The following is a 21,610-nucleotide window of genomic DNA, read 5'->3' as shown; positions in this document are numbered from 1 at the left end:
CCCGGGGACCCGCGTCCCCCGCCGCCCACCCGCACCACCTCACACACCACAGGTGATCATTCATGTCTTCCCACGCCCTTTCCGCGCCCTCCCGACTCGACGTCGCCGGTGACCTGCTCACCCTCCTGCGCGACACCTCCACCGAACCGCGCCCCGACGTCCAGCTGGAGGCCCTGACCCTGGCCGTCGCCGCCGACCTGCCCGTCCTGCTCTGGGGCGAGCCGGGAATCGGCAAGACCGCGGCCCTGAACCAGCTGTCCGCCTCCCTGGACCTCCCCCTGACCACCGTGATCGCCAGCGTGCACGAGCCGTCCGACTTCTCCGGGCTGCCCGTCGTCGGGGACGACCCCGCCGAACAGGGCGTGCCCATGGCCCCGCCGGACTGGGCCGTGCGCCTGGTCCGGGTCGGCCGCGGCCTGCTGTTCCTCGACGAGCTGTCCACCGCGCCGCCCGCCGTCCAGGCCGCCCTGCTGCGGCTGGTGCTGGAACGGCGGATCGGCGCCCTGCGGCTGCCGCCCGGCGTACGGATCGTGGCCGCCGCCAATCCGCGCGCCTCGGCCGCCGACGGCTGGGAACTCAGCCCGCCGCTGGCCAACCGGTTCGTGCACCTGAACTGGGTCCACGACCACGAGGTCGTCGTCCGCGGCCTCGGCGGGACCTGGCCCCGGGCCACCCTGCCCCGCCTCGACCCCGGGAAGCTCCCCGAGGCGGTGCGCTTCGCCCGGCGCGCGGTGTGCGCGTTCCTCACCGCCCGGCCCCCGCTCGTGCACCGGCTGCCCAGCAGCGAGACACGCCGCGGCGGCCCCTGGCCCTCCCCGCGCAGCTGGGACATGACCCTGACCCTGATCGCCTTCGCGACCGCGGCCGGCTCCTCCCGCGACGTCCTCTCCCTGCTGGTCCGCGGCACCGTCGGCGACGGACCCGGCCTGGAACTGCTGGCGAGCCTGGACCGGCTGGACCTCCCCGACCCCGAGGTGCTGCTCGCCGACCCGGCGGGCGCCGACCTGCCCGAGCGGGGCGATCTGCGCCAGGCCGTGCTCGACGCGGTGGTGGCCGCCGTGCGCGCACGCCCGGAGAAGTCCCGCTGGGACGCCGCCTGGGAGCTGCTCGCCCGCGCGGTCGACACCGGGGCGCCCGACCTGGTCGTCGTCCCCGCGACCACCCTCGCCACGCTGCGCCGCGAGGACTGGGACGTACCGGCGACGATCGAACGGCTCACGTCGGCCGTGTCCCTGTCCCGGCGGGCGGACCGGGCCGCGGCCCGTGTCACGGCCGGGGCGGAGGCGGGCCGATGACCACGCACCCGCCGCGGACACCGGCCCCCGCGCTCGACCTCGACAAGCTGCTCACCGCCCGGCTGCAGGCCGCCCGCGCCCGGCCCTACCTCGCCACGGCACTGTTCGCCCTGCACCCCGTCGAGTCCCGGCGGGTTCCGACGATGGCCGTCGACCGGCACTGGCGCTGCTACGTCTCGCCGGCGTTCGTGGACGCCACACCGGTGGAGGAACTGGCCGGCGTCTGGGTGCACGAGGTGTCGCACCTGCTGCGCGACCACCACGGACGCAGCGACCGGTTCGCCCGCGAACGCGGACTGCACGGCCCGGGGGAGCGGCTGCGGATGAACATCGCCGCCGACTGCGAGATCAACGACGACATCTACGGCGACGGACTGGCGCGCCCCGAGGACGTGGTGCTGCCGGCGACCCTGGGGCTGCACTCCGGGGAGCTGATGGAGGACTACCTGGGCCAGTTCCGGCTGGGCCCGTACACCCAGGGCATGGTCTGGCTGGACTGCGGCAGCGGCGCCGACGGACTCCAGCGGGAGTGGGACCTGGGCCCGGACGGCGCGCACGGGCTCAGCGAGCAGGAACGCGACGCGGTCCGCTTCCGCGTCGCGCAGGGCATCACCGCCCGGCCGGGCAACGCGCCGAAGGGGTGGCGGCGGTGGGCGGAGGAGGCGTTCCATCCGCCGCAGCCCTGGCGGGAGCTGCTGGGCGCGGCACTCCGCTCGGCGGTCTCCGGATCGGGCGCGGGGGACGACTACAGCTACGGCCGGCCCGCCCGGCGGTCGGCCGGGGTACCCGGTGCCGTCCTGCCGGGTCTGCGGCGTACGCCGCCCCGGGTGTCGGTCGTCGTCGACACCTCGGGCTCGGTCAGCGACGCCGAACTCGGCAGCGCGCTGCTGGAGGTCGCCGCGATCTCCCGTGCCGTGGGCGGCCGCCGCGACATGGTGTCCGTGGTGTCCTGCGACGCGGCGGCCGGCCGGGTGCGGCGGCTGTGCCGTGCCGAGGGGATACCGCTGACGGGCGGTGGCGGCACGGATCTGCGGGCCGGCTTCGCCCAGGCCCTCGCGTCCCGGCCCCGGCCGGATGTCGTCGTCGTCCTCACCGACGGACAGACACCCTGGCCGGACACCCGGCCCCCGTGCCGGACGGTGGTGGGCCTGTTCCCCCGGGAACACGCCTCGTGGGACGAGGACGACCCCGACTACGTACCGGACACCCCGCCCGACTGGGCCCGCACGGTGACCGTCGGCGCGGGGCCCGGTGCCCGCTGAGCGGCGCGGGGACGCGCGCTCAGCTCCGCGCGGTCCCGGGCGGCCGGTAGCGCCATTCCCGGTCCGCGTCGGTGATCGGCCGCAGCACACGGGCCGGGGTACCGGCGACGACGGTCATCGGCGGCACATCGGCGGTCACCACACTGCCCGCGCCGACGACCGAGCCCCGCCCGACGGTCACCCCGGGCAGGATCACCGCGCCGGCCCCGACCCACACGTCGTCCTCGATGCGCACCGGCGCCGAGAACTGGCTGCCGTCCCGGCGCAGTTCCGGGTGGACGGGATGACCGGTGGTGCTGACCGTCACATGGGGCGCGAACATCACGCGGTCGCCGACGAAGACCTCCACGTCGTCGACCAGGGTGAGGCCGAAGTTGACGTACACGTCGTCGCCGAGGTGCACATGCCGGCCGTAGGCGACGTACAGCGGGGGCTCGATCCACACGCCCCGGCCCACCGAGCCGAGCAGTTCGCCCAGCAGGGAGCGGCGGGCCTCCTCGTCGCGCGGTCCGGTGCCGTTGTACGCGGCGGCGAGCTCCTTGCCGCGCAGCCGCTCCTCCTCGAGGCGTTCCAGACCGGGCGCCGAGTCGGTGTACAGCTCGTGGGCCGCCATGCGGCGGCGTACCTCGCGCTCGGCGCCGTCGTCCTGTGCCACTGGTTCTCCAAGGGGTGTGGTGGAAGCGGCCCGGCCGCACCGCGCGGGCGGTGCGGCCGGGCCCGGCGGAGACCGGTCAGTCCGTGACGTCCGTGACCGTCCAGCGCTGGTTGGAACCGGAGTTGGGCTGCCACGTCGTGACCGCGGCACCCTCGTGCGTGGCCTGCCCGCCGACCTCCAGGAGGCGGCCGGTGGCCGCGTTCACCAGGGTCCAGGTGCCGTCGCCCGTCGTGGACATGATCCACTCGGCGGCCGGGTCCCGCTCACCGGTGTGCGGTTCGACCACCGGGACGTCGTCGCGCACGGTCAGTCGCTCGCCGTCCACCGGGCTGGTGAACTCGTAGCGCTCACGCACACCGTCGTCGGGGCGCACCGCGCTCAGCCGCCACCGCTGGGAGGCGGAGCCGTCGCCGGTACCGATGACGAGCTTCGTGCCGTCGTCGGCCACGGTGACCGCCTTGCCGCTCTGCACGCCGGTGAGGGTGTAGGTGCGGCCCTCGCGCAGCAGCGGGGCGTCCTTCGCGACGCCGGAGACGCCCTTGACGACGAAGGACGTCACCGACTGGGCGGGCACGGTGAAGGTGGCCGCGCGGTCGGTGACCTTGATGGCCCGGTGCCGCTCCAGCTTGCCGTCGGCGCTGGTCACGACGGGCGTGACGGTCGCGTTCCGGCTGATGGTGCGGAACTTGGACAGGTCGACGGTGACGTTGCGCGCCTCGGTGGTGCTGTTGACGTGGACGAGCGAGGCGCCCTTGCCGTTCTTCGTCACCGCCGCCGCGCTGGAGGTGTCGTCCACCTTGATCAGCCGGTCGCCCGGCTTGATGAAGTGGGTGAAGTTGCGGGCGGTGTCGAACTTCGTGTTCGTGTGGATGGGGCAGGTCTCGAGGGTGTCCTTCGAGGTGCAGCTGAAGGGGAGCTGGATCTCGCCCCAGTTGCCGCCCTTGGCGGACTCGCCGCCGGGCTTCATGTTGTCGTGGTCCTCGACGGGCTGCCAGAACACCCAGGCACGCGGTTCCAGTTCGCGCAGGTCGTCGACGATGCGCTGGGCGAGGCCCAGACCGGGACGCATGTCCGTGAAGCTCTGTCCGTCGCCCCAGTCGCCCTCGACCTCGCTCATCCACAGCCGTTTGTCCTCGGCCTTGGCGATGTCGCGCACGGTGGTGCGCTGACCGGTGCCGTAGGTGTGGACGTTCATCTGGCCGACGAGGTCACGCGCCTCGGGCGAGTAGGAGTTCCAGTTCTGCGCGAAGATCGATGGGTTGGTCTCGTCCATGGCGGAGATCTCCGCCTCGGTCCTCGCCTTCCTCAGCGCGGGGGAGAGGGCGTGGAGCACCTTCTCCTGGAGCTCGGGACCGATGTGGGCGCCCTCCTGACGGCCGCCGACGGGTTCGCCGTCCGCGCCGAGACGGGTGCTCCAGTAGGGGGTGTTCGGCTCGTTGAAGGGGTCGACGGTGTCGACCTCGATGCCGTGCGCCTTCTCCAGCCGCTTGGTGGCGCCCGCCAGGTAGGCGGCGAAGTCGTCGACCGACTCGGTCTTCAGCTGGTCGGCGGTGGCGTCGAACCCGCCGGACACATAACCGCTGACGGTCATGAACCAGGGCGGGGAGTTGCTGAAGGTCTCCCAGTGGGTGATGTCCTTCTTGATGCGGTCCACCCACCACCGCTGGGTGGCGTCGGCGTTCTCGTTCCAGTCGGCGGGGTCCTCGGCGTCCCACCAGTCGGTGTCCTCGCGGGTGGTGCCCGCGGGCGCCTTCCACCAGCCCTCGACCGCGCCGCCGGCCCGCAGATAGTCCTTCACGTCGGGGGCGTTGCCGCCGCCGACGTTGTACCGGGCGATGTTCAGGGCGAGGCCGTCGTCGCCGAACAGGAGTCGTGCGAGCTTCTCGCGGATCTGAGGCGGGTAGTCGCCGGTGGCGTTGGCGAACCAGACGAGGCTGGTGCCCCAGCCCTCGAACTCCTCCTGCTGGTACGAGGGGTCGGGCCGGACGGTGACGGAGGGGAGGTCCGCGGCCTGGGCGGCGGCGGACGTCGGCCCGGGGACCAGGGCGGCCCCGGTGACCAGGGCGGCGGTGAGCCCGGCGGCCGTGAGAAGCCGTCTGTTGCGGGTGCGGCGTGCCATCGGTGTGCTCCCAACATGGAGGTGTGTGGTCGCGCTTCGGTGGGCCCTCCCGCCGCACCGGCTGCCGGCGGGAGGGGACGGGCCCCCGGAACGGGTGCGTGCCGTTCCGGGGAGCTGTGGGGTGTCAGGCGGCCGGCTGCCGCAGTACGGCGACCGCGCGGGGGCCGAGCGTGAGGACGCCGTCGGCGCCGGTGGTGCCGACGAGCACCTCCCCGTCGAGACCGCGCACCGGGACGGTGTCGTCGGTCCGGTTCACCAGGAACAGGAACCGGCCCTCGGCGCCCCGGCGCACGACCGGCTCGACCAGCCCCCGTACCTCGGCGGGCAGTTCGCTCTCCACGCCGGCCGGCTCCAGCAGCCGGGGCAGCAGCGAGGTGAGCCCTTCGACACCGAGCCGGGTGGAGACGTACGCGGCGGAACCCCCGCCCGTCGGCCGCCGGGTGACGGCGGGCCTGCCCGACTGCTCGCCGGTGCGGTAGCGGGCCAGGACCTCGGTCCCGGCATCGGTCACGGTGATCCGGTCGGTCCACAGGGCACCGGTCGTGCCGTCGTCGAGCTCCACGCGGTCACCGGCGAGCAGTGGGCCGAACTCCTCGATGCGGATGCCGAGCAGGTCCCGCAGGGCGCCGGGATAGCCGCCGAGCCAGACGTGGTCGTGCTCGTCGACGACACCGGAGAAGTACGTGGTGATCAGGTGGCCGCCCTGTTCGGCGTACCGGGTGAGGGTCTTCGCCAGGTCGGCCGGGACCATGTGCAGCACGGGGGCGATCAGCACCTGGTGGCGGTGCAGGTCGGCCCGGGTGGTGACGAGGTCGGCGCGGACGCCGAGGGCGAGGAGCGCCGAGTACCAGTCGAGCGCCTCCTGCCGGTAGTCGAGCAGGGAGGTGGGGTGGGAGTCCTGTTCGCTCGCCCACCACGACTCCCAGTCGTAGAGGATGCCGACCCGGGCGGGCTCCCGCTCGGACCCGGTGATCGGGGCGAGGGTCTTGAGGGTGGCGCCGAGCGCGGCCACCGCGCGGAACAGCTCGCTGTCCGCGCCGGCGTGCGGGACCATCGCCGAGTGGTACTTCTCGGCGCCCGCCGCCGACTGCCGCCACTGGAAGAAGCAGACCGCGTCGGCGCCGTGGGCGACGTGCAGCAGCGAGTCGCGGGCCAGGTCACCGGGGCGCTTGGCCACGTTGACGGGCTGCCAGTTGACGGCGCTGGTGGAGTGCTCCATCAGGAACCAGGGCCGCCCGCCGGAGATGCCGCTGGTGAGGTTGGCGGAGAAGGACAGCTCGTCGCGGTCCTGCGGGCCGGGGTGGACGTAGTGGTCGTTGGAGACGAAGTCGACCTCGCCCGCCCAGTCCGGGTAGTTCATGCCCTTGATGCCGCCCGTCAGCATGAAGTTGGTGGTGACGGGGACGTCCGGGGTGAGCTCCCGCAGGATCTCCCGCTCGGCGCGCAGGTGGTCCTTGAGCACGTCCGAGGAGAAGCGCTTGAAGTCGAGCTGCTGGGTGGGGTTGGGGTGGGAGGCGGCCAGCCGCGGCGGCAGGATCTGCTCCCAGTCGGTGTACCGCTGCGACCAGAAGGCCGTGCCCCAGGCGGTGTTGAGCGCCTCCAGCGTGGTGTAGCGGGCGCGCAGCCAGTCGCGGAAGGCACGGGCCGCGTCGTCGGAGTAGTCGTAGACGTTGTGGCAGCCCAGCTCGTTGTTGACGTGCCAGGCAACGAGCGCCGGATGACCGGCGTAGCGGGTCGCCAGCTCCCGGACCAGGCGCAGCGCGTGCCGGCGGAAGACGGGCGAGGTGGGCCGCCAGTGCTGGCGCGCCCCCGGCCAGAGGGTCTCGCCGGTGGCCGTGACCGGGAGGATCTCCGGGTGGGCGGTGGTGAGCCAGGGCGGCGGGGAGGCGGTGGCGGTGGCGAGGTCGACTCCGATGCCGCCCCGGTGCAGCAGGTCCATCACCTCGTCGAGCCAGGCGAAGTCCCAGGTGTCCTCGGCCGGTTGCAGCCGGGCCCAGGAGAAGATCCCCACGGACACGAGGTTCACGCCGGCCTCGCGCATCAGCCGGACGTCCTCCTCCCACACGGTGCGGGGCCACTGCTCGGGGTTGTAGTCGGCGCCGTAGACGAGACGGAGGGCGGGGTCACCGTCCGCCCCGCCGGCGCGGGACAGGAGGGTGGAGATCATGGCGGTCCTTCCGGGGGTGTGGTGCACGGGGGCGGCGCGGAGTCCGCCCGCGCCGCCCTGTGCCTGGTGCCGTCCTACTTCTCGACGGTGAAGCCCTGTTCCTCGGCGTACTTCACCGAGGCGTCCTGCCAGGCCTTCAGGCCGTCCGCGAGCGTGGTGTCCGAGACGTAGGCCTTGCCGACCGTGTCGTTGAAGACCGAGTGGGCGTACTGCTGGAACGGCAGGTACGACCAGTCGCTGGCGACGTTCGCGGCGGACTCGGCGAAGATCTTGTTCGCCTCCTGGCCACCGAGGTAGTCGAACTTGGTGCTCTGGAAGTCGGCGGACTGCAGCTCCGCCTTGGTGGCCGGGAAGGCGCCCTGCTCGACGCGGGTCCGAATGCCGTCACCGGAGTTCGCGTACTCCACGAAGGCGTAGGCGAGTTCCTTGTTCCTGCCGAGCGAGGGCAGGGTCAGCGAGCTGCCGCCGTTCTCCGCGCTGGCCTCGTCGCCCTTGGTCCAGGCCGGCATCGGGGCCGCGCGCCAGTCGCCGGCCGCGTTCGGCACGCCGCTGACGAAGTTGGCGGGCATCCAGGCACCGGTGGTCAGGGTGGCGATGCTGCCGTCGCCCAGGCCCTTGTACCACTCGTCGGTCCAGCCGTTGACCGGGGCGAGGAGCTTCTCGTCGATGAGCTTCTGCCAGGTGTCCGTGAACTTCTTGGCCTTCGCGTCGCTGAAGTCGATCTTCACGTTGGTGCCGTCGACCTTGTACGGACGCGAACCGGCCTGCCACAGCAGGCTGGTGGTGAAACCGGCGTCGCCGGCGTCATTGGCGATGTAGACCTCGGGGTCGGCCTTGTGCAGCTTGCGCGCGGCGTCGACGTACTCGTCCCAGGTGGTCGGGACGGCGATCTCGTACTTGTCGAAGACCTTCTTGTTGTAGAACATCGCCATCGGGCCGGAGTCCATCGGCAGGCCGTAGACCGCCTTGTCCTCGCTCACGGCGTTCCACGGACCGGGCGTGTACTTGGAGGCCAGCTTGTCGGCGCCGAAGGGGGCCAGGTCGGTGAGGCCCTTGCCGAGGGCGTACTGGTTCACCGCGAAGTACTCGATCTGCGCGACGTCCGGGACGCCCTTCTCGGCCGATATCGCGTTCGACAGCGCGGTGTAGTGCTTGTCGCCCGACCGCTCGCCGACGAGGTTGACCTTGACCTTCGGGTACTTCTTCTCGAAATCGGCGGCGACCGTCTTCAGCGTGGGTTCCCAGGCCCACACCGTCACCGTGCCGCCCTTCTTCAGGGCCGCCTGGACGTCCGAGGCGGAGACCGCCTCGTCGGTGGAGCCGTCGTCGGAGCCGCCGCAGGCGGTGGTGCCCAGGGCCACGGCGGACAGAAGGGCGATGCCGCGCAGCAGGCGGCCGGTGTTTCTGCGCATGAGGGTGCTTCCACTTCTTCGTGGGTGGGACGGGGCGAGGGTGGTGGTGCGGGGGCGGGGCTGAGGGGGCGGCCGGGGAGCCGCGCGGTCACTCCTTGACGCTGCCCGCGGCGAGACCCGACTGCCAGTACTTCTGGAGCAGCAGGAACGCGGCGATGAGCGGCAGGATGGTGACCAGCGAACCGGTGATCACCAGGTTGAAGATGACCTCGCCGCCGATGGTCTCGGCCTGGGAGTTCCACGCGCTCAGACCGAGCGTCAGCGGGTACCAGTCCGGGTCCTTGAGCATGATCAGCGGCAGGAAGTAGTTGTTCCAGGTGGCGACCGTGGTGAACAGCAGCACCGTCACGATGCCGGGGGCGAGCAGCGGGAGGGCGACGGTGAAGAAGGTGCGCGCCTCGCCGGCCCCGTCGATGCGGGCGGCCTCGAGGAGCTCGGCGGGGATGGCCTCGGTGGCGAACACCCACATCAGGTACAGACCGAACGGCGAGACCAGCGAGGGGATGATCACCGCCCACGGGGTGTCGGTCAGGCCCATCTCGCTGAACATCAGGAAGGTGGGCACCGCGAGGGCCGTGCCGGGGACCGCCACCGCGCCGATGACCGTGGCGAAGACGCCGCGCTTGCCGGGGAAGTCGAACTTCGCCAGCGCGTAACCGCCGAGGACCGCGAGGAGGGTGGCCCCGCCGGCGCCCAGCACCACGTACAGCAGGGTGTTCAGCAGCCAGCGCGTGAACACGCCGTCGTGGTAGGTGAACGTGGAGCGGATGTTGTCCCACAGTGCGAAGTCGTCGGCGAACCACATCCCGGACGAGTCGGCCAGACCCGCCTGCGTCTTGGTGGCGTTGACGACCAGCCAGATCAGCGGCACGACGGTGTAGACGACGACCAGGGAGGTCAGCACGGTCAGCAGCACGCTGCGCCTGGGCTTGTCGGCGGAGTGCCCGCGCGTCCCGCGCAGCCGTGGCGCGCTGCGGCCGGGACCGGAGGTCTTGGCGGGTGCGGCCGGGGAGGCGGTGGTGAGAGGGCTGCTCATCGGGTCACGCTCCCTTGCGCATGCCGCGCAGCTGCACGACGTAGGCGATCACCATCGTGATCAGGCCCATGATGATGGCCACCGTCGCGGAGTAGTTGTGCTGCTGGCCGTTGAAGGACAGCGAGTACGTGTAGAAGTTCGGCGTGTAGTCGGTGGTGAGGGCGTTGCGGGCGAGCGGACGCAGGATGTTCGGCTCGTTGAACAGTTGGAAGCTGCCGATGATGGAGAAGATCGTCGCGATGACCAGGGCGCCCCGGATCGCGGGCAGCTTGATCGCGGTGATCACGCGGATCTGCCCGGCGCCGTCGATCTCCGCCGCCTCGTACAGGGAGTTCGGTATGACGCGCAGCGCCGAGTAGAAGATCAGCATGTTGTAGCCGACGAACTCCCAGGTGACGATGTTGCCGATGGACGCCAGCACCAGGTCGGGGGAGAGCGGGTCGGGCAGTGAGACGTCGAACGCCCCGTTGAGGTCACCGACCAGGCCGTACTTCGTGCCGTACATGAAGCCCCACATCAGGGTGGCGACCACGGCGGGCACCGCGTACGGCAGGAAGATCGTGATGCGGAAGAAGCTCTTGCCGTAGAGCCGGCCGCTGTCCAGGGCCAGTGCCACCAGCAGCGCGATGCCGAGCATGATCGGCACCTGGACGCACAGGAAGAGCGAGACCCGGCCGAGGGCCGCCCAGAACCGTTCGTCCCGCAGCGCCTGTTCGTAGTTGTCGAGGCCGACGAAGGTGGTCCCGCCGATGAGCTGGTCGCGGAAGAGGCTCAGGTAGAGCGAGTACGCGATCGGTGCCAGGAAGACCAGGGCGAACACGGCCACGAAGGGGCCGATGAAGCCCCACCCCGTCCAGGAGCGGCGGTCCCGTCTCGCCGGGGGCGGGGCCGGCCGCGCCTTGGCGGCCACCGGTGGTTGCAGCGTCGTCATGTCGTTCCTCGCTCGTCACCGTTCCGGACCGGCTGCCGCCCGGCGCGTGAGCCGGACGCCATGCCCCCTGCACGTGATGTTTGCGTAAACATCGGCTGCCGCGAAGCGCCGGTGAGCTGTTATGTTTACGTAAACATCGGATGGCGGAATGTTTACACCGCCCTCCTGAGAACGGTCAAGGGTCCCTTGGGGAAACCGTGACGCGAGCAGTGACAGGAAGGCGGCTGACGGCGAGTGGACACGGCCGAGGGAACGCCGGCGAACGCACCGGGGCCCGCCACCGGGGCGGCCACCACGACCGGCGGCGCGCGCCGCACCCGGGGCGGCGCCCGGACCACGGCCTCCATGGCCGACGTGGCCCGCCTGGCGGGGGTCTCGTCCCAGACCGTCTCCCGCGTGTCCAACGGCTACGCGGGGGTGACCGAGGAGACCCGCCGCCAGGTGCTGGCCGCGATGAAGGAACTCGGCTACCGGCCCAACAGCGCGGCCCGCGCCCTGAAGCGCGGCGAGTTCCGCACCATCGGCGTCATCACCTTCACCCTGTCCACCACCGGCAACGTGCGCACCCTGGAGGCGATCGCCACCTCCGCCGCGCACGAAGGCTACGCGGTGACGCTGCTGCCGGTCGCCGTGCCCACCCAGGACGAGGTGCGCGGGGCGTTCTCCCGGCTGGAGGAACTCGCCGTCGACGCCGTGATCGTCATCATGGAGGTCCACCTGCTGGACGCGGCGACGGTCACCCTGCCCCCGCACGTCCAGGTCGTGGTGGTCGACTCCGACGCCGGCGACCGCTACACGGTCGTCGACACCGACCAGGCGGGCGGCACCCGCGCCGCCGTCCAGCACCTGCTCGGCCTCGGTCACCGCACGGTGTGGCACCTGGGCGGCCCCGAGGACTCGTTCGCCGCGCAACGCCGTACGGCCGCCTGGCGCGCCGCCCTCACCGAGGCCGGACGGGTGCCGCCGCCCCTCATCCGGGGCGACTGGTCGGCGGACTCGGGCTACCGGGCCGGCCTCGAACTCGCGGCCCGTCAGGAGTGCACGGCCGTCTTCGCCGCCAACGACCAGATGGCGCTCGGCCTGTTGCGCGCCCTGCACGAACACGGCCGGCGCGTCCCCGAGGACGTCAGCGTCATCGGCTTCGACGACATCCCCGAGGCGTCCTCCTTCCTGCCCCCGCTGACCACCGTCCACCAGGACTTCGCCGAGGTGGGCCGGCTCTGCGTGCAGGCGGTGCTGAGCAAGATGCGCCAGGTCGGCCCCGAGCGGGGCACCACCCTCGTCCCGACCCGGCTGGTGCGGCGTGCCAGCACGGCGCCGCCGCCGGACCCCGCCCGACGATCGAACTCCTGACCTTCGCACACCAGTTGGTGTGCGAGACTTGATGATCGTCAGGCACTCTCGAGCCACTTCCGGGACGGACTCCGCCATGCCGACGGGCACATCCCCCACCCCTCCGCAGATCGACACCAGCAGGGCGCACCCCGCGCGGGTCTACGACTGGCTCCTCGGCGGCAAGGACAACTACCCGGTCGACGAGGCCGTGGGGGAGAAGCTGCCGCCCGAGGCACGCGACGCCGCCCGGCAGAACCGCCGGTTCATGCACCGGGCGGCCGCCTGGCTCGCCGGGCAGGGCGTCGACCAGTTCCTCGACATAGGCACCGGCATCCCCACGGAGCCGAACCTGCACCAGATCGTGCAGGGCGTGGTCCCGACGGCGAAGGTCGTCTACACCGACAACGACCCGATCGTGCTGCGGCACGCCGAGGCCCTGCTGATCAGCAGTCCCGAGGGCACCACGGACTACATCCAGGCCGATGTGCGCGACCCGGGCGGCATCCTCCGGCACGCCCGCGGCGTGCTCGACTTCGAGCGTCCGATCGCGCTGTCCCTGATCGCCCTCCTGCACTTCCTCCCCGACGACCAGGACCCCCTCGGCATCGTCGGCGAGCTGCGGGCCGCGCTGCCGCCGGGCAGCTACCTCGTGCTGTCGCACGCCGCCTCCGACCTCCACTCCGAGCTGGCCGAGCAGGTCACGGCCGAGTACGCCCGCGCCGGCATCCGCCTGGGCTTCCGCACCCGCGCCGAGGTCGCCCGCTTCTTCGACGGCCTGGAGCTGGTCGACCCCGGCCTGGTGACCGCACCGGAGTGGTTCCGGACGACCCCGCCGCCGCCCCCCGAGGACAGCGGCATCTACGCGGGCGTGGCCCGGCTCCCCTGACCCCGGGAAGCATCCCGGACCCTTCGGTGATCACCGAAGGGTCCGGGCGTTAGCGTCCTCCCATGAACGTTTCCTCGGGCCCCGGCCCGCGACAGGCACCTTCGGGCGGCGACGGGACGACCGGGGCCGCGGCGTGACGCCGGCGGAGATGCTCGGCGTCTTCGCGGCGGGCGTCGGCGCCGGCGCCATGAACGCCGTCGTCGGCTCGGGCACGCTGGTGACCTTTCCCGTGCTGCTCGCCACCGGGCTGTCCCCCGTCACCGCCACGGTCTCCAACGCGCTCGGACTGATACCCGGCTCCGTCAGCGGCGCCATCGGTTACCGCAGGGAACTCGCCGGCCAGGGCCGGCGCGTGCGGAAATTCGGCGTCGGCGCCGCGCTGGGCGGGCTCTGCGGCGCGACGCTCCTGCTGGCCCTGCCCGCCGAGGCGTTCGAGACCATCGTGCCGACCCTGGTGGGGCTCGCCCTCCTCCTCGTCGCGTTCCAGCCCCTGATCGGCAAGAAGGTGCGCAGCCGCCGCGCGAAGGGACACTCCTCCCGCCGCGACGGCGGATGGCCGCTGTCCGCCGGCCTGACCCTGGCCAGCGTCTACGGCGGCTACTTCGCCGCCGCGCAGGGCATCATCTACATCTCCCTGATGGGGCTGCTCATCGACGAGCCGCTGCAACGCCTCAACGCCGTCAAGAACGTGCTCGCGGCGATCGTCAACACGGTCGCGGCGGCCTTCTTCGTCTTCGTCGCCGACTTCGACTGGACGGCCGTCGCGCTCATCGCGGTCGGATCCGCCCTCGGCGGCCAGCTCGGCGCCAGGACCGGCCGCAGGTTCAGCCCCGCGGTGCTGCGCGCCCTCATCGTCACGATCGGCACCCTCGCCCTCGTCCAGCTGCTGCGCTGACCACCGCCCGCTCTCAGGGCAGGATCGCGTCGACGTAGCCGCCGTCGACGCGCAGTGCTCCACCCGTCGTCGCGGAGGCCTGCTCCGAGCTGAGGTAGACGACCATGTGGGCGATCTCCTCCGGCTCGATCAGCCGTTGCAGCAGCGACTGCGGCCGGTGCTCGCGCATGAAGGCGCGCTGCGCCTCGTCCCACGGGAGCTCGCGGTCGACCAGCTCGTAGACGAAGTCCTCCACCCCGCCGGTGTGGGTCGGCCCCGCGATGACCGAGTTCACCGTGACGCCCGTGCCCGCCGCCTGTTTGGCGAAACCCCGGCTCACCGCGAGCAGCGCCGTCTTGGACATCCCGTAGTGGATCATCTCGACGGGCGTGACGATCGCCGAGTCGCTGGCGATGTACTGGACGCGCCCCCAGCCGCGCCCGGTCATGCCCGGCAGGAAGAGCCGGGTCAGCCGCACGGCGGCCAGGACGTTCACCTCGAAGTAGCGCCGCCACTCCTCGTCGGTGATCTCCAGCGGGTCGGCGGAACCGAAGACGCCGAGGTTGTTGACGAGGACGTCCACCCGCGGCAGGGCCGCGGCGACCTGTTCGGCGCCCGCCTCGGTGGTCACGTCCGCCGCGACCGGCACCACGTCGGCGCCCGGCACCTCCCGCTCGAGGGCGGCGGCACTGTCCCGTACGCGCTCGGCGGAGCGCCCGTTGACCGCGACCCGGGCGCCCGCCCGCGCCAGCCCGGTGGCGATCGCCGCACCGATGCCCTGGGTGGAGCCGGTGACCAGCGCCGTACGGCCCTTCAGATCGATCTGCACGTCGTGCGTCCCCTTCGTCTGGGTACCAGTGCCTGCATGAGATGCCCGAACACGGACGGAAGGCGCTGCTCGCGCACGCGTTCCGCCCGATCCTGCTCCTTCCCCGGACCCGCGCTCGAATCACCGCAGAACGCCCGAGGGGCATACGCTTCTCGTGACGCACTCGTACAGACGCGGGAGGCGACGTGACGGCCGAACACACGGACGCGCCGGACGGCCGGACGGAGGCCGGGGCCGACGACCTGCTCCACGGGCTGGAGGTGGACGACCGGCGCCCGGAGCGGCCCGTGCTGCTCGACGCCGACGGCACCCCGATCGAGACCTGGCGGGAGAACCACCCCTACGACCGCAGGATCCGCCGGGCGGAATACGACAGGACCAAGCGCATCCTGCAGATCGAACTGCTGAAGATGCAGCGCTGGGTGAAGGACACCGGCCAGCGGATCGTGGTGGTCTGCGAGGGACGGGACGCGGCCGGCAAGGGCGGCACCATCCAGCGGTTCATGGAACGCCTCAACCCCCGTGGCGCCCGCGTGGTCGCCCTGGAGAAGCCGACCGAGCGGGAGGCGGGACAGTGGTACTTCCAGCGCTACGTGGCCCACCTGCCGTCCCGCGGCGAGATCGTCTTCTTCGACCGTTCCTGGTACAACCGCGCGGGCGTCGAGCGGGTCATGGGGTTCTGCACGGACGCCGAGTACCACCAGTTCCTCGAGCAGGCGCCCCTGTTCGAGCGGCTGCTCACCGACGACGGCATCATGCTGGTGAAGTTCTGGTTCTCCGTGTCCCGGGCCGAGCAGCGGACCCGGTTCGCGATCCGCCAGGTCGATCCGGTGCGCCGCTGGAAGCTGTCGCCGATGGACCTCGCCTCGCTCGACCGCTGGGACGACTACACCGAGGCCAAGGTCGAGATGTTCCGGGCGACGGACACGTCCCACGCGCCGTGGACGGTCGTGAAGAACAACGACAAGCGCCGGGGCCGGCTGGAGGCCATGCGCAGCCTCCTCGACCGCTGCGACTATCCGGCGAAGGACCACGGGGCGCTGGGCAAGCCGGACCCGCTGATCGTGGGCGCGGCGGACACCCTGCTGGAGGCCGGTGAGGAACCCGCGGCCCTCTCACCGACCCCCCTCGCGGGACCCGGCCACGGCCCGGGCAGTCACCCGGGTGCGTGATCCCGTCATCCCAGCGGCAGCGTCACCTCGCCCGAGCCCTGTGCCTCCGACCCGCCGGGCACGCGCACCGTGAACGGCCGGTCGGTCCCGGACGCCGTGACCCGCAGGACGTCGCCGTCCCGCCGGACCCGGAACGTCGCGGCCGGAAGCCCCGCCGTGTCCGGCACGGTGACCTCGGCCGCGTAGTCGGCCGCGGCCGACGGGTGCACGAGCAGGACCGGAGCGTCCAGCCAGTCGCCGTCGGGCCGGGAGTCGTCGCCGGCCAGCGGCAGCACGGCGCCCTCACGGACGTAGAGCGGAAGGCTGTCGTAGCCGTGCCGTTCGGTGCGCCAGCACGGGCCGGTGACCCGCTCGCCGCTCAGCAGGTGCGTCCAGGTGCCCTCGGGCAGATAGACCTCCACCTCGCCGTCCTCGCTGAACACCGGCGCGACCAGCAGGTCGGGGCCCAGCATGTACTGGCGGTCGAGCGGGCGGCACGCCGGATCCCGGGGGAACTCCAGCAGCATGGGCCGCATCACCGGGACGCCCGTGTGGTGGGCCTCGGCGGCGGCGCCGTACAGGTACGGCATCAGGCGGTGCTTGAGCAGGGTGAACCGCCGGGCGACGTCGACCGCCTCGTCGCCGAACTCCCACGGCACCCGGTACGACGTGGAGCCGTGCAGCCGGCTGTGCGAGGAGAGCAGACCGAAGGCGAGCCAGCGCTTGAACACCTCGGGGACGGGTGTGCCCTCGAAGCCGCCGATGTCGTGGCTCCAGAAGCCGAACCCGCTCAGCGACAGGGACAGACCGCCCCGCAGCGACTCGGCCATCGCCTCGAAGGACGACCAGCAGTCGCCGCCCCAGTGCACCGGGTACTGCTGGCCGCCGGCGGTCGCGGACCGGGCGAAGACCACCGCCTCGCCCTGCCCGCGCTCCTTCTCCAGGAGCTCGAACACCGTCCGGTTGTACAGGTGGGTGTAGTAGTTGTGCATCCGCTCCGGGTCGGAGCCGTCGTGCCAGACGACATCGGTGGGGATGCGCTCGCCGAAGTCCGTCTTGAAGCTGTCCACCCCCTGGTCGAGCAGCGGCTTGAGCTTCGACTGGAACCAGGCGCGGGCGTCGGGACTGGTGAAGTCGACCAGGCCCATGCCGGCCTGCCACAGGTCCCACTGCCACACGTCGCCGTTCGGGCGGCGCACCAGGTGCCCGAGGGACGCGGCCTCGTCGAAGAGCGGGGACTTCTGGGCGATGTACGGGTTGATCCAGGCGCTGATCCGCAGGCCCTTCGCCTTGAGCCGGGCCAGCATGCCCTCCGGGTCGGGGAAGACGTCCGGGTCCCACTGGAAGTCGCACCACTGGTACTCGCGCATCCAGAAGCAGTCGAAGTGGAACACCGACAGCGGGATGCCGCGCTCGGCCATGCCGTCGACGAACGAGGTCACCGTCGCCTCGTCGTACGACGTGGTGAAGGAGGTGCTGAGCCACAGGCCGAACGACCAGGCCGGGGGCAGGGCCGGGCGTCCGGTGAGGGCCGTGTAGCGGCCGAGGACCTCCTTCGGGGTGGGTCCTGCGACGACGTAGTACTCCAGCGCCTGGTCCTCGACGCTGAACTGGACCTGCCCGACGGACTCGGAGCCGACCTCGAAGGAGACGGCGCCGGGGTGGTTGACGAAGACGCCGTAGCCGCGGGAGGAGAGGTAGAACGGGACGTTCTTGTAGGCCTGCTCGCTGCTCGTGCCGCCGTCGGCCTGCCAGACGTCGACGGTCTGGCCGTTCTTGACGAACGGGGTGAAGCGCTCGCCCAGGCCGTAGACCTGCTCGCCGACGCCGAGCGACAGCCGGCTCAGCACGTGGTGGGCTCCCTCGCCGGTGGTGGCGAAGGCGGTGCTCTTGGCGCCGGCGCGGGTCAGTTCGCGTCCGTCCGCGTCGTGGAAGGTGAGCGCGAAGGGGCCGGCCCCGTCCAGGCGCAGGGTCAGGGGGCCGCTGGTCAGCTCGGTGACGGTGCCGTCCTGGCGTACCGTCCCCGCGCCGTCCGCGTCCCCGGTGAGGGCGAAGTCGGGGCCCGGCCGGTACTTGCCCGCGTGGTGGGTGACCCGGACGCCGATCACGCCCTCGGCGGGGGAGAAGCACTCGACCGTGATCAGCGGCGCGTTCAGGGTGTCGCCCCTGCGGGTCACTTTCTTCACGGCGGCATAGCCGGTGAAGCGCTTCGATTCCGGGCGCACATCGCGCACTTCGGTGGCGTACGAGATCTGGACGCCGTCGCGGATGCGCCAGAAGCCGTCGGTGAATTTCATGGTCTTCCTCGGAAGGGGAGGGCGGCAGAGGCCCGGGAGAAAGCCTCTGACCAGGAACTATGACAGGAGACGCAGGACCTGTCACGCCTTGGCGCAAGCAGATCGTATCGCTGGGGGTCTAGCGCGACCGGCTTCCGCTGGCGTATTAGTAATCAGGCAAAACAAATTACACCCGGTGCAGCGCCAGGCAACACCTCGGCGAGAGCCGCCTCAAGTCGAAGCGCTTCACCAACCTCCCGAAAGAGTCGCCGGCTCAGCGCAGGTTGAGCCGGTCCCCACGCAAGGGCACCCACCGTGACAGCACATCCTCCGGTTGCCGCACACCGCGCGCGCGGACGTTCGCGCGGAACCGTCACGTCGCTCACCGCCGTCTCCGTCCTCATCGCCGGAGCGGCGCTGACCGGCTGCGCACAGCAGCGCGACAGCGACGTGTACACCGTGATGAACTCCTCGACCGACGAGACCTACCACCGCTGGGACGCCGAGGCGATGGCCCGCTGCGGCAAGCAGCTGGGCGTCACCGTCGAGCAGCAGAGCGTCCCCGCCTCGCAGGTGATGACGAAGGCCCTGCGCATGGCCTCGTCGAAGTCGCTGCCGGACATCGTGCAGTTCGACGCCTCCGAGATGCCGACCTTCGCCGACGCCGGCGGGCTCGTCGACCTGCGCACCCTGGGCCTCGCCACCGACGACATCCCCGAGGGCATCGTGAACTTCGGCTCCTACAAGGGGACCTACTACGGCGCGGCCCGCTCCGTGAACACCCTCGCGCTCTTCTACAACAAGGACATCCTGGACGAGGCGGGCGTGCGGGTGCCCACCACCTGGGACGAGCTGCGGCAGGCGGCGAAGAAGCTCACCGAGGGCAACCGGTACGGCCTGGCGCTCAGCGCGGGCGGCGCCGAGGACGGCGTCTTCCAGTTCACGCCCTTCATGTGGTCCAACGGCGGCGACGAGACGGATCTGGACAGCCCGGAGGTCGTCGAGGCGCTCGACTACTGGAAGGCGCTGCTCCAGGACGGGTCGCTGTCCAAGTCCACGGTCAACTGGACGCAGGCCGACGTGAACGACCAGTTCATGGCCGGCAACGCCGCGATGATGATCAACGGCCCGTGGCAGGTCGAGACCCTCAACACCAAGAAGTCGCTGCACTGGGAGATCGCGCAGATCCCCGTCCCCGAGACGGGCGCCGACTCGGTGGGGCCGCTCGGCGGCGCGGTGCTCACCGTGCCCCGCACCGGCGACACCGAGCGCGAGAAGACGGCCGGCCGGATCGTCGCCTGTCTGGCGAGCGAGAAGGAACAGCTCACCTACGCCCTCAACAGCTGGATGGTCCCCGCCAACGAGAAGGCCGCCGCGAAGTGGCGCGAGCAGGTGCCCGAGCTGGACGCGCTGGCCGACCAGGTCGCCGCCGCCCGGTCCCGCACCGCCCAGCTCGGCGCCGGCTGGTCGGGCGTCTCGCTCGCCCTGCAGAGCGCCTTCCAGTCCGCCCTGACCGGCCAGTCCAGCGAAACCGCCCTGCAGCGCGCCCAGCAGCGCGCGACGAGCGGGAACTGAGGTACGCGCCCATGACCACGTCCACCGTCACCGCTCCGGTGTCCGCGCAGACCTCCGGGAAGGGCACCGCGCCGGACCCGGCCCGGCAGCGCCTGCGCCGCAGGCTCGCCCAGTGGGGCTTCGTCGCCCCCGCCGTCGCCTTCATGCTGCTGTTCTTCGGCTACCCGCTCGTCCGCAACATCGTGATGAGCTTCCAGCACTACACGCCGAAGACGTTCTTCACCGGCGAGGCCCCCTTCAACGGCACCGACAACTGGTCGTCCGTCTTCCAGGACGTCCTGTTCGGCAAGGCCCTGTGGCACACCCTCGTCTTCACCGCCGGTTCCCTGCTCGGCCAGTTCTGCATCGGCCTCGCCCTCGCCGTCTTCTTCAACCGCAGGTTCCCCCTGAACGGCGTCCTGCGGTCGCTGATCCTGCTGCCCTGGCTGGTGCCCATGGTGGTGTCCGGCATCGTCTGGCGCCGCATCCTCGACCAGGACACCGGCGTACTCAACACCTTCCTGGACACCCTGGGCCTGGGCGGCAGCACCCCGTGGCTGACCAGCCCCGACATGGCGCTGCTCTCGGTGATCCTGGTCAACATCTGGATCGGCATCCCGTTCAACATGGTCATCCTCTACGGCGGCCTCCAGGAGATCCCCAAGGAGCTGTACGAGGCGTCCGCCCTGGACGGCGCCTCGGCCTGGCGGACCTTCCGCTCCATCACCCTGCCGATGCTCAAGCCGGTGATCACGGTCGTCCTGGTGCTCGGTTTCATGTCGACGGTCAAGATCCTCGACCTGATCCTCGCCCTCACCGACGGCGGGCCCGCCGACGCCACCCAGACCCTGGGCACGCTCACCTACCAGAACTCCTTCGTGGAACTGGACTTCGGCGCCGGCGCGGTCGTCGGCAACGTCCTCATCATCGTCTCCGCGGTGTTCGCGGTGTTCTACCTGCGGGCCAACCGCACCGAGGGGAAGTGACCGACATGGCCGCTCACACTCCCGCCGCGTCCCGGCGCCGCTGGGGCTCCACCGTCGCCGGTGTGCTGATCCTGGGCGTGATGCTCTTCCCGCTGTACTGGATGCTCAACACGGCACTCCAGCCCGAGTCGGGCCTGCTCCAGGTCGACCCGGTGCCCGGCAGCCTGGACCTCTCCGGATTCTCCAAGGCCATCGACGACCAGGGCGGACACCTGCTGACCTCGCTGCTGGTCTCGTTCGGCGCCGTCGCCATCTGCCTGGCGATCTCCGCCCCGGCGGCCTACGGCCTGGCCCGGTTCGGCCTGCGCGGCTCGCGCACCATCGTGTTCGGCACCCTGATCACCCAGATGGTGCCGGGCATCGTCATCGCCAACGCCCTCTACAACTCGTACGTCGACCTGGGCCTGGTGAACTCCTACTTCGGCCTGATGCTCGCGGACGCCTCGCTCGGCATCCCGTTCTCCATCGTCCTCATGCGCTCCTTCATGGTGTCCATCCCGGGCGAGGTCATCGAGGCCGCCGAGATCGACGGCGCCGGTCCGGTACGGGTCTTCCTGCGGGTGGTGCTCCCGATGAGCCGCAACTCGCTGATCACCTCCGGCCTGTTCGCGTTCCTGTTCTCGTGGAGCGACTTCATGTTCGCGCTCACCCTGAACACCACCGACGACGTCAAACCGATCACGCTGGGCATCTACCAGTACATCGGCGCCCACGTCGGCGACTGGGGTGCCGTGATGGCCGCGTCCGTGCTCTCCGCCGTCCCGGCCGCGATCCTGCTCGTCCTCGCCCAGAAGTACATCGCCGCCGGCATCACCGGGGGCTCCGTCAAGTGATCACCGCAC

General features: G+C 71.4%; 17 protein-coding genes. 9 read left to right on the top strand and 8 right to left on the bottom strand.

What is annotated here, in order from left to right; genetic code table 11:
* The first annotated feature begins 62 nt into the window (after positions 1-62).
* Together KUM38_RS30365 and KUM38_RS30360 are read left to right on the top strand one after the other, a co-directional pair.
* Positions 63-1,295 (top strand): MoxR family ATPase, encoded by a 1,233-nt coding sequence (locus KUM38_RS30365; RefSeq protein ID WP_217134061.1) that lies wholly within the window; start codon positions 63-65, stop codon positions 1,293-1,295.
* A complete protein-coding gene (locus KUM38_RS30360; RefSeq protein ID WP_217134059.1) occupies positions 1,292-2,557 on the top strand; it encodes a VWA-like domain-containing protein in 1,266 nt (421 codons plus the stop codon). Before KUM38_RS30365 ends, KUM38_RS30360 begins: the two co-directional genes overlap by 4 nt.
* A 19-nt stretch (positions 2,558-2,576) precedes the next feature.
* Here KUM38_RS30360 and KUM38_RS30355 read toward each other — a convergent pair whose 3' ends face one another.
* The 6 genes from KUM38_RS30355 to KUM38_RS30330 all read right to left on the bottom strand — a co-directional run bounded on the left by KUM38_RS30355 (position 2,577) and on the right by KUM38_RS30330 (position 10,877).
* Complete coding sequence (locus tag KUM38_RS30355; protein ID WP_217134461.1) at positions 2,577-3,170, bottom strand: sugar O-acetyltransferase; 594 nt, start codon at positions 3,168-3,170, stop codon at positions 2,577-2,579.
* Positions 3,171-3,288: 118 nt separating this feature from the next.
* On the bottom strand, positions 3,289-5,331 hold the full coding sequence (locus KUM38_RS30350) for an RICIN domain-containing protein (RefSeq protein WP_217134058.1): 2,043 nt from the start codon (positions 5,329-5,331) through the stop codon (positions 3,289-3,291).
* 124 nt (positions 5,332-5,455) lie between these two features.
* Positions 5,456-7,498, bottom strand: coding sequence for a beta-galactosidase (locus KUM38_RS30345; protein ID WP_217134057.1), 2,043 nt, complete (start codon positions 7,496-7,498; stop codon positions 5,456-5,458).
* Positions 7,499-7,572: 74 nt separating this feature from the next.
* Positions 7,573-8,910, bottom strand: a complete 1,338-nt coding sequence (locus KUM38_RS30340) for a sugar ABC transporter substrate-binding protein (RefSeq protein WP_217134056.1) — start codon at positions 8,908-8,910, stop codon at positions 7,573-7,575.
* Positions 8,911-8,998: 88 nt separating this feature from the next.
* Positions 8,999-9,946, bottom strand: a complete 948-nt coding sequence (locus KUM38_RS30335) for a carbohydrate ABC transporter permease (protein WP_217134054.1) — start codon at positions 9,944-9,946, stop codon at positions 8,999-9,001.
* 4 nt (positions 9,947-9,950) lie between these two features.
* Positions 9,951-10,877: a carbohydrate ABC transporter permease gene (locus tag KUM38_RS30330; RefSeq protein WP_217134052.1), complete on the bottom strand. Its 927-nt coding sequence runs from the start codon at positions 10,875-10,877 to the stop codon at positions 9,951-9,953.
* 234 nt (positions 10,878-11,111) lie between these two features.
* Between KUM38_RS30330 and KUM38_RS30325 the strand changes: the two genes are divergently transcribed.
* The 3 genes from KUM38_RS30325 (at position 11,112) to KUM38_RS30315 (ending at position 13,993) form a co-directional block, all read left to right on the top strand.
* On the top strand, positions 11,112-12,230 hold the full coding sequence (locus tag KUM38_RS30325; protein ID WP_308409095.1) for a LacI family DNA-binding transcriptional regulator: 1,119 nt from the start codon (positions 11,112-11,114) through the stop codon (positions 12,228-12,230).
* Positions 12,231-12,306: 76 nt separating this feature from the next.
* Positions 12,307-13,098: an SAM-dependent methyltransferase gene (locus KUM38_RS30320; protein WP_217134050.1), complete on the top strand. Its 792-nt coding sequence runs from the start codon at positions 12,307-12,309 to the stop codon at positions 13,096-13,098.
* Positions 13,099-13,231: 133 nt separating this feature from the next.
* Entirely contained in the window at positions 13,232-13,993 is a 762-nt protein-coding gene (locus KUM38_RS30315; protein WP_217134047.1) for a sulfite exporter TauE/SafE family protein, read from the top strand.
* 13 nt (positions 13,994-14,006) lie between these two features.
* Here KUM38_RS30315 and KUM38_RS30310 read toward each other — a convergent pair whose 3' ends face one another.
* Positions 14,007-14,801, bottom strand: a complete 795-nt coding sequence (locus tag KUM38_RS30310; protein ID WP_217134046.1) for an SDR family NAD(P)-dependent oxidoreductase — start codon at positions 14,799-14,801, stop codon at positions 14,007-14,009.
* Positions 14,802-14,986: 185 nt separating this feature from the next.
* On the opposite strand from KUM38_RS30310, the gene ppk2 reads away from it, so the two are divergent.
* On the top strand, positions 14,987-15,973 hold the full coding sequence (gene ppk2 / locus KUM38_RS30305) for a polyphosphate kinase 2 (protein WP_217134044.1): 987 nt from the start codon (positions 14,987-14,989) through the stop codon (positions 15,971-15,973).
* 5 nt (positions 15,974-15,978) lie between these two features.
* On the opposite strand, the gene yicI is transcribed toward ppk2, so the two are convergent.
* Positions 15,979-18,249, bottom strand: a complete 2,271-nt coding sequence (gene yicI / locus KUM38_RS30300; RefSeq protein ID WP_217134042.1) for an alpha-xylosidase — start codon at positions 18,247-18,249, stop codon at positions 15,979-15,981.
* A 294-nt stretch (positions 18,250-18,543) separates the two neighbouring features.
* Here yicI and KUM38_RS30295 point away from each other — a divergent pair, with 294 nt between their 5' ends.
* Genes KUM38_RS30295 through KUM38_RS30285 form a run of 3 tightly spaced genes read left to right on the top strand, consistent with a single transcriptional unit; the run spans position 18,544 to position 21,601 of the window.
* Positions 18,544-19,803: a sugar ABC transporter substrate-binding protein gene (locus KUM38_RS30295; protein WP_217134041.1), complete on the top strand. Its 1,260-nt coding sequence runs from the start codon at positions 18,544-18,546 to the stop codon at positions 19,801-19,803.
* A gap of 11 nt (positions 19,804-19,814) precedes the next feature.
* Complete coding sequence (locus tag KUM38_RS30290) at positions 19,815-20,768, top strand: carbohydrate ABC transporter permease (protein ID WP_217134039.1); 954 nt, start codon at positions 19,815-19,817, stop codon at positions 20,766-20,768.
* A 5-nt stretch (positions 20,769-20,773) separates the two neighbouring features.
* Positions 20,774-21,601 (top strand): carbohydrate ABC transporter permease, encoded by an 828-nt coding sequence (locus tag KUM38_RS30285; protein ID WP_217134037.1) that lies wholly within the window; start codon positions 20,774-20,776, stop codon positions 21,599-21,601.
* The last annotated feature ends 9 nt before the right edge of the window (positions 21,602-21,610 follow it).

It is taken from the genome of Streptomyces sp. AC558_RSS880 (assembly GCF_019049255.1).
GTDB lineage: Bacteria > Actinomycetota > Actinomycetes > Streptomycetales > Streptomycetaceae > Streptomyces.
The sequence above is the reverse complement of the archived record's forward strand: the minus strand, read 5'-3'. Positions and strand labels throughout refer to the sequence as shown.

Bases quoted from the DNA above. Each gene is read 5' to 3' on its own strand.
- KUM38_RS30355 (WP_217134461.1), bottom strand. From the start codon at position 3,170: ATGGCGGCCCACGAGCTGTACACCGACTCGGCGCCCGGTCTGGAACGC.
- KUM38_RS30285 (WP_217134037.1), top strand. From the start codon at position 20,774: ATGGCCGCTCACACTCCCGCCGCGTCCCGGCGCCGCTGGGGCTCCACC.
- KUM38_RS30365 (WP_217134061.1), top strand. From the start codon at position 63: ATGTCTTCCCACGCCCTTTCCGCGCCCTCCCGACTCGACGTCGCCGGT.
- KUM38_RS30345 (WP_217134057.1), bottom strand. From the start codon at position 7,498: ATGATCTCCACCCTCCTGTCCCGCGCCGGCGGGGCGGACGGTGACCCC.
- yicI (WP_217134042.1), bottom strand. From the start codon at position 18,249: ATGAAATTCACCGACGGCTTCTGGCGCATCCGCGACGGCGTCCAGATC.
- KUM38_RS30360 (WP_217134059.1), top strand. From the start codon at position 1,292: ATGACCACGCACCCGCCGCGGACACCGGCCCCCGCGCTCGACCTCGAC.
- KUM38_RS30340 (WP_217134056.1), bottom strand. From the start codon at position 8,910: ATGCGCAGAAACACCGGCCGCCTGCTGCGCGGCATCGCCCTTCTGTCC.
- KUM38_RS30350 (WP_217134058.1), bottom strand. From the start codon at position 5,331: ATGGCACGCCGCACCCGCAACAGACGGCTTCTCACGGCCGCCGGGCTC.
- KUM38_RS30335 (WP_217134054.1), bottom strand. From the start codon at position 9,946: ATGAGCAGCCCTCTCACCACCGCCTCCCCGGCCGCACCCGCCAAGACC.
- KUM38_RS30290 (WP_217134039.1), top strand. From the start codon at position 19,815: ATGACCACGTCCACCGTCACCGCTCCGGTGTCCGCGCAGACCTCCGGG.
- KUM38_RS30320 (WP_217134050.1), top strand. From the start codon at position 12,307: ATGCCGACGGGCACATCCCCCACCCCTCCGCAGATCGACACCAGCAGG.
- KUM38_RS30330 (WP_217134052.1), bottom strand. From the start codon at position 10,877: ATGACGACGCTGCAACCACCGGTGGCCGCCAAGGCGCGGCCGGCCCCG.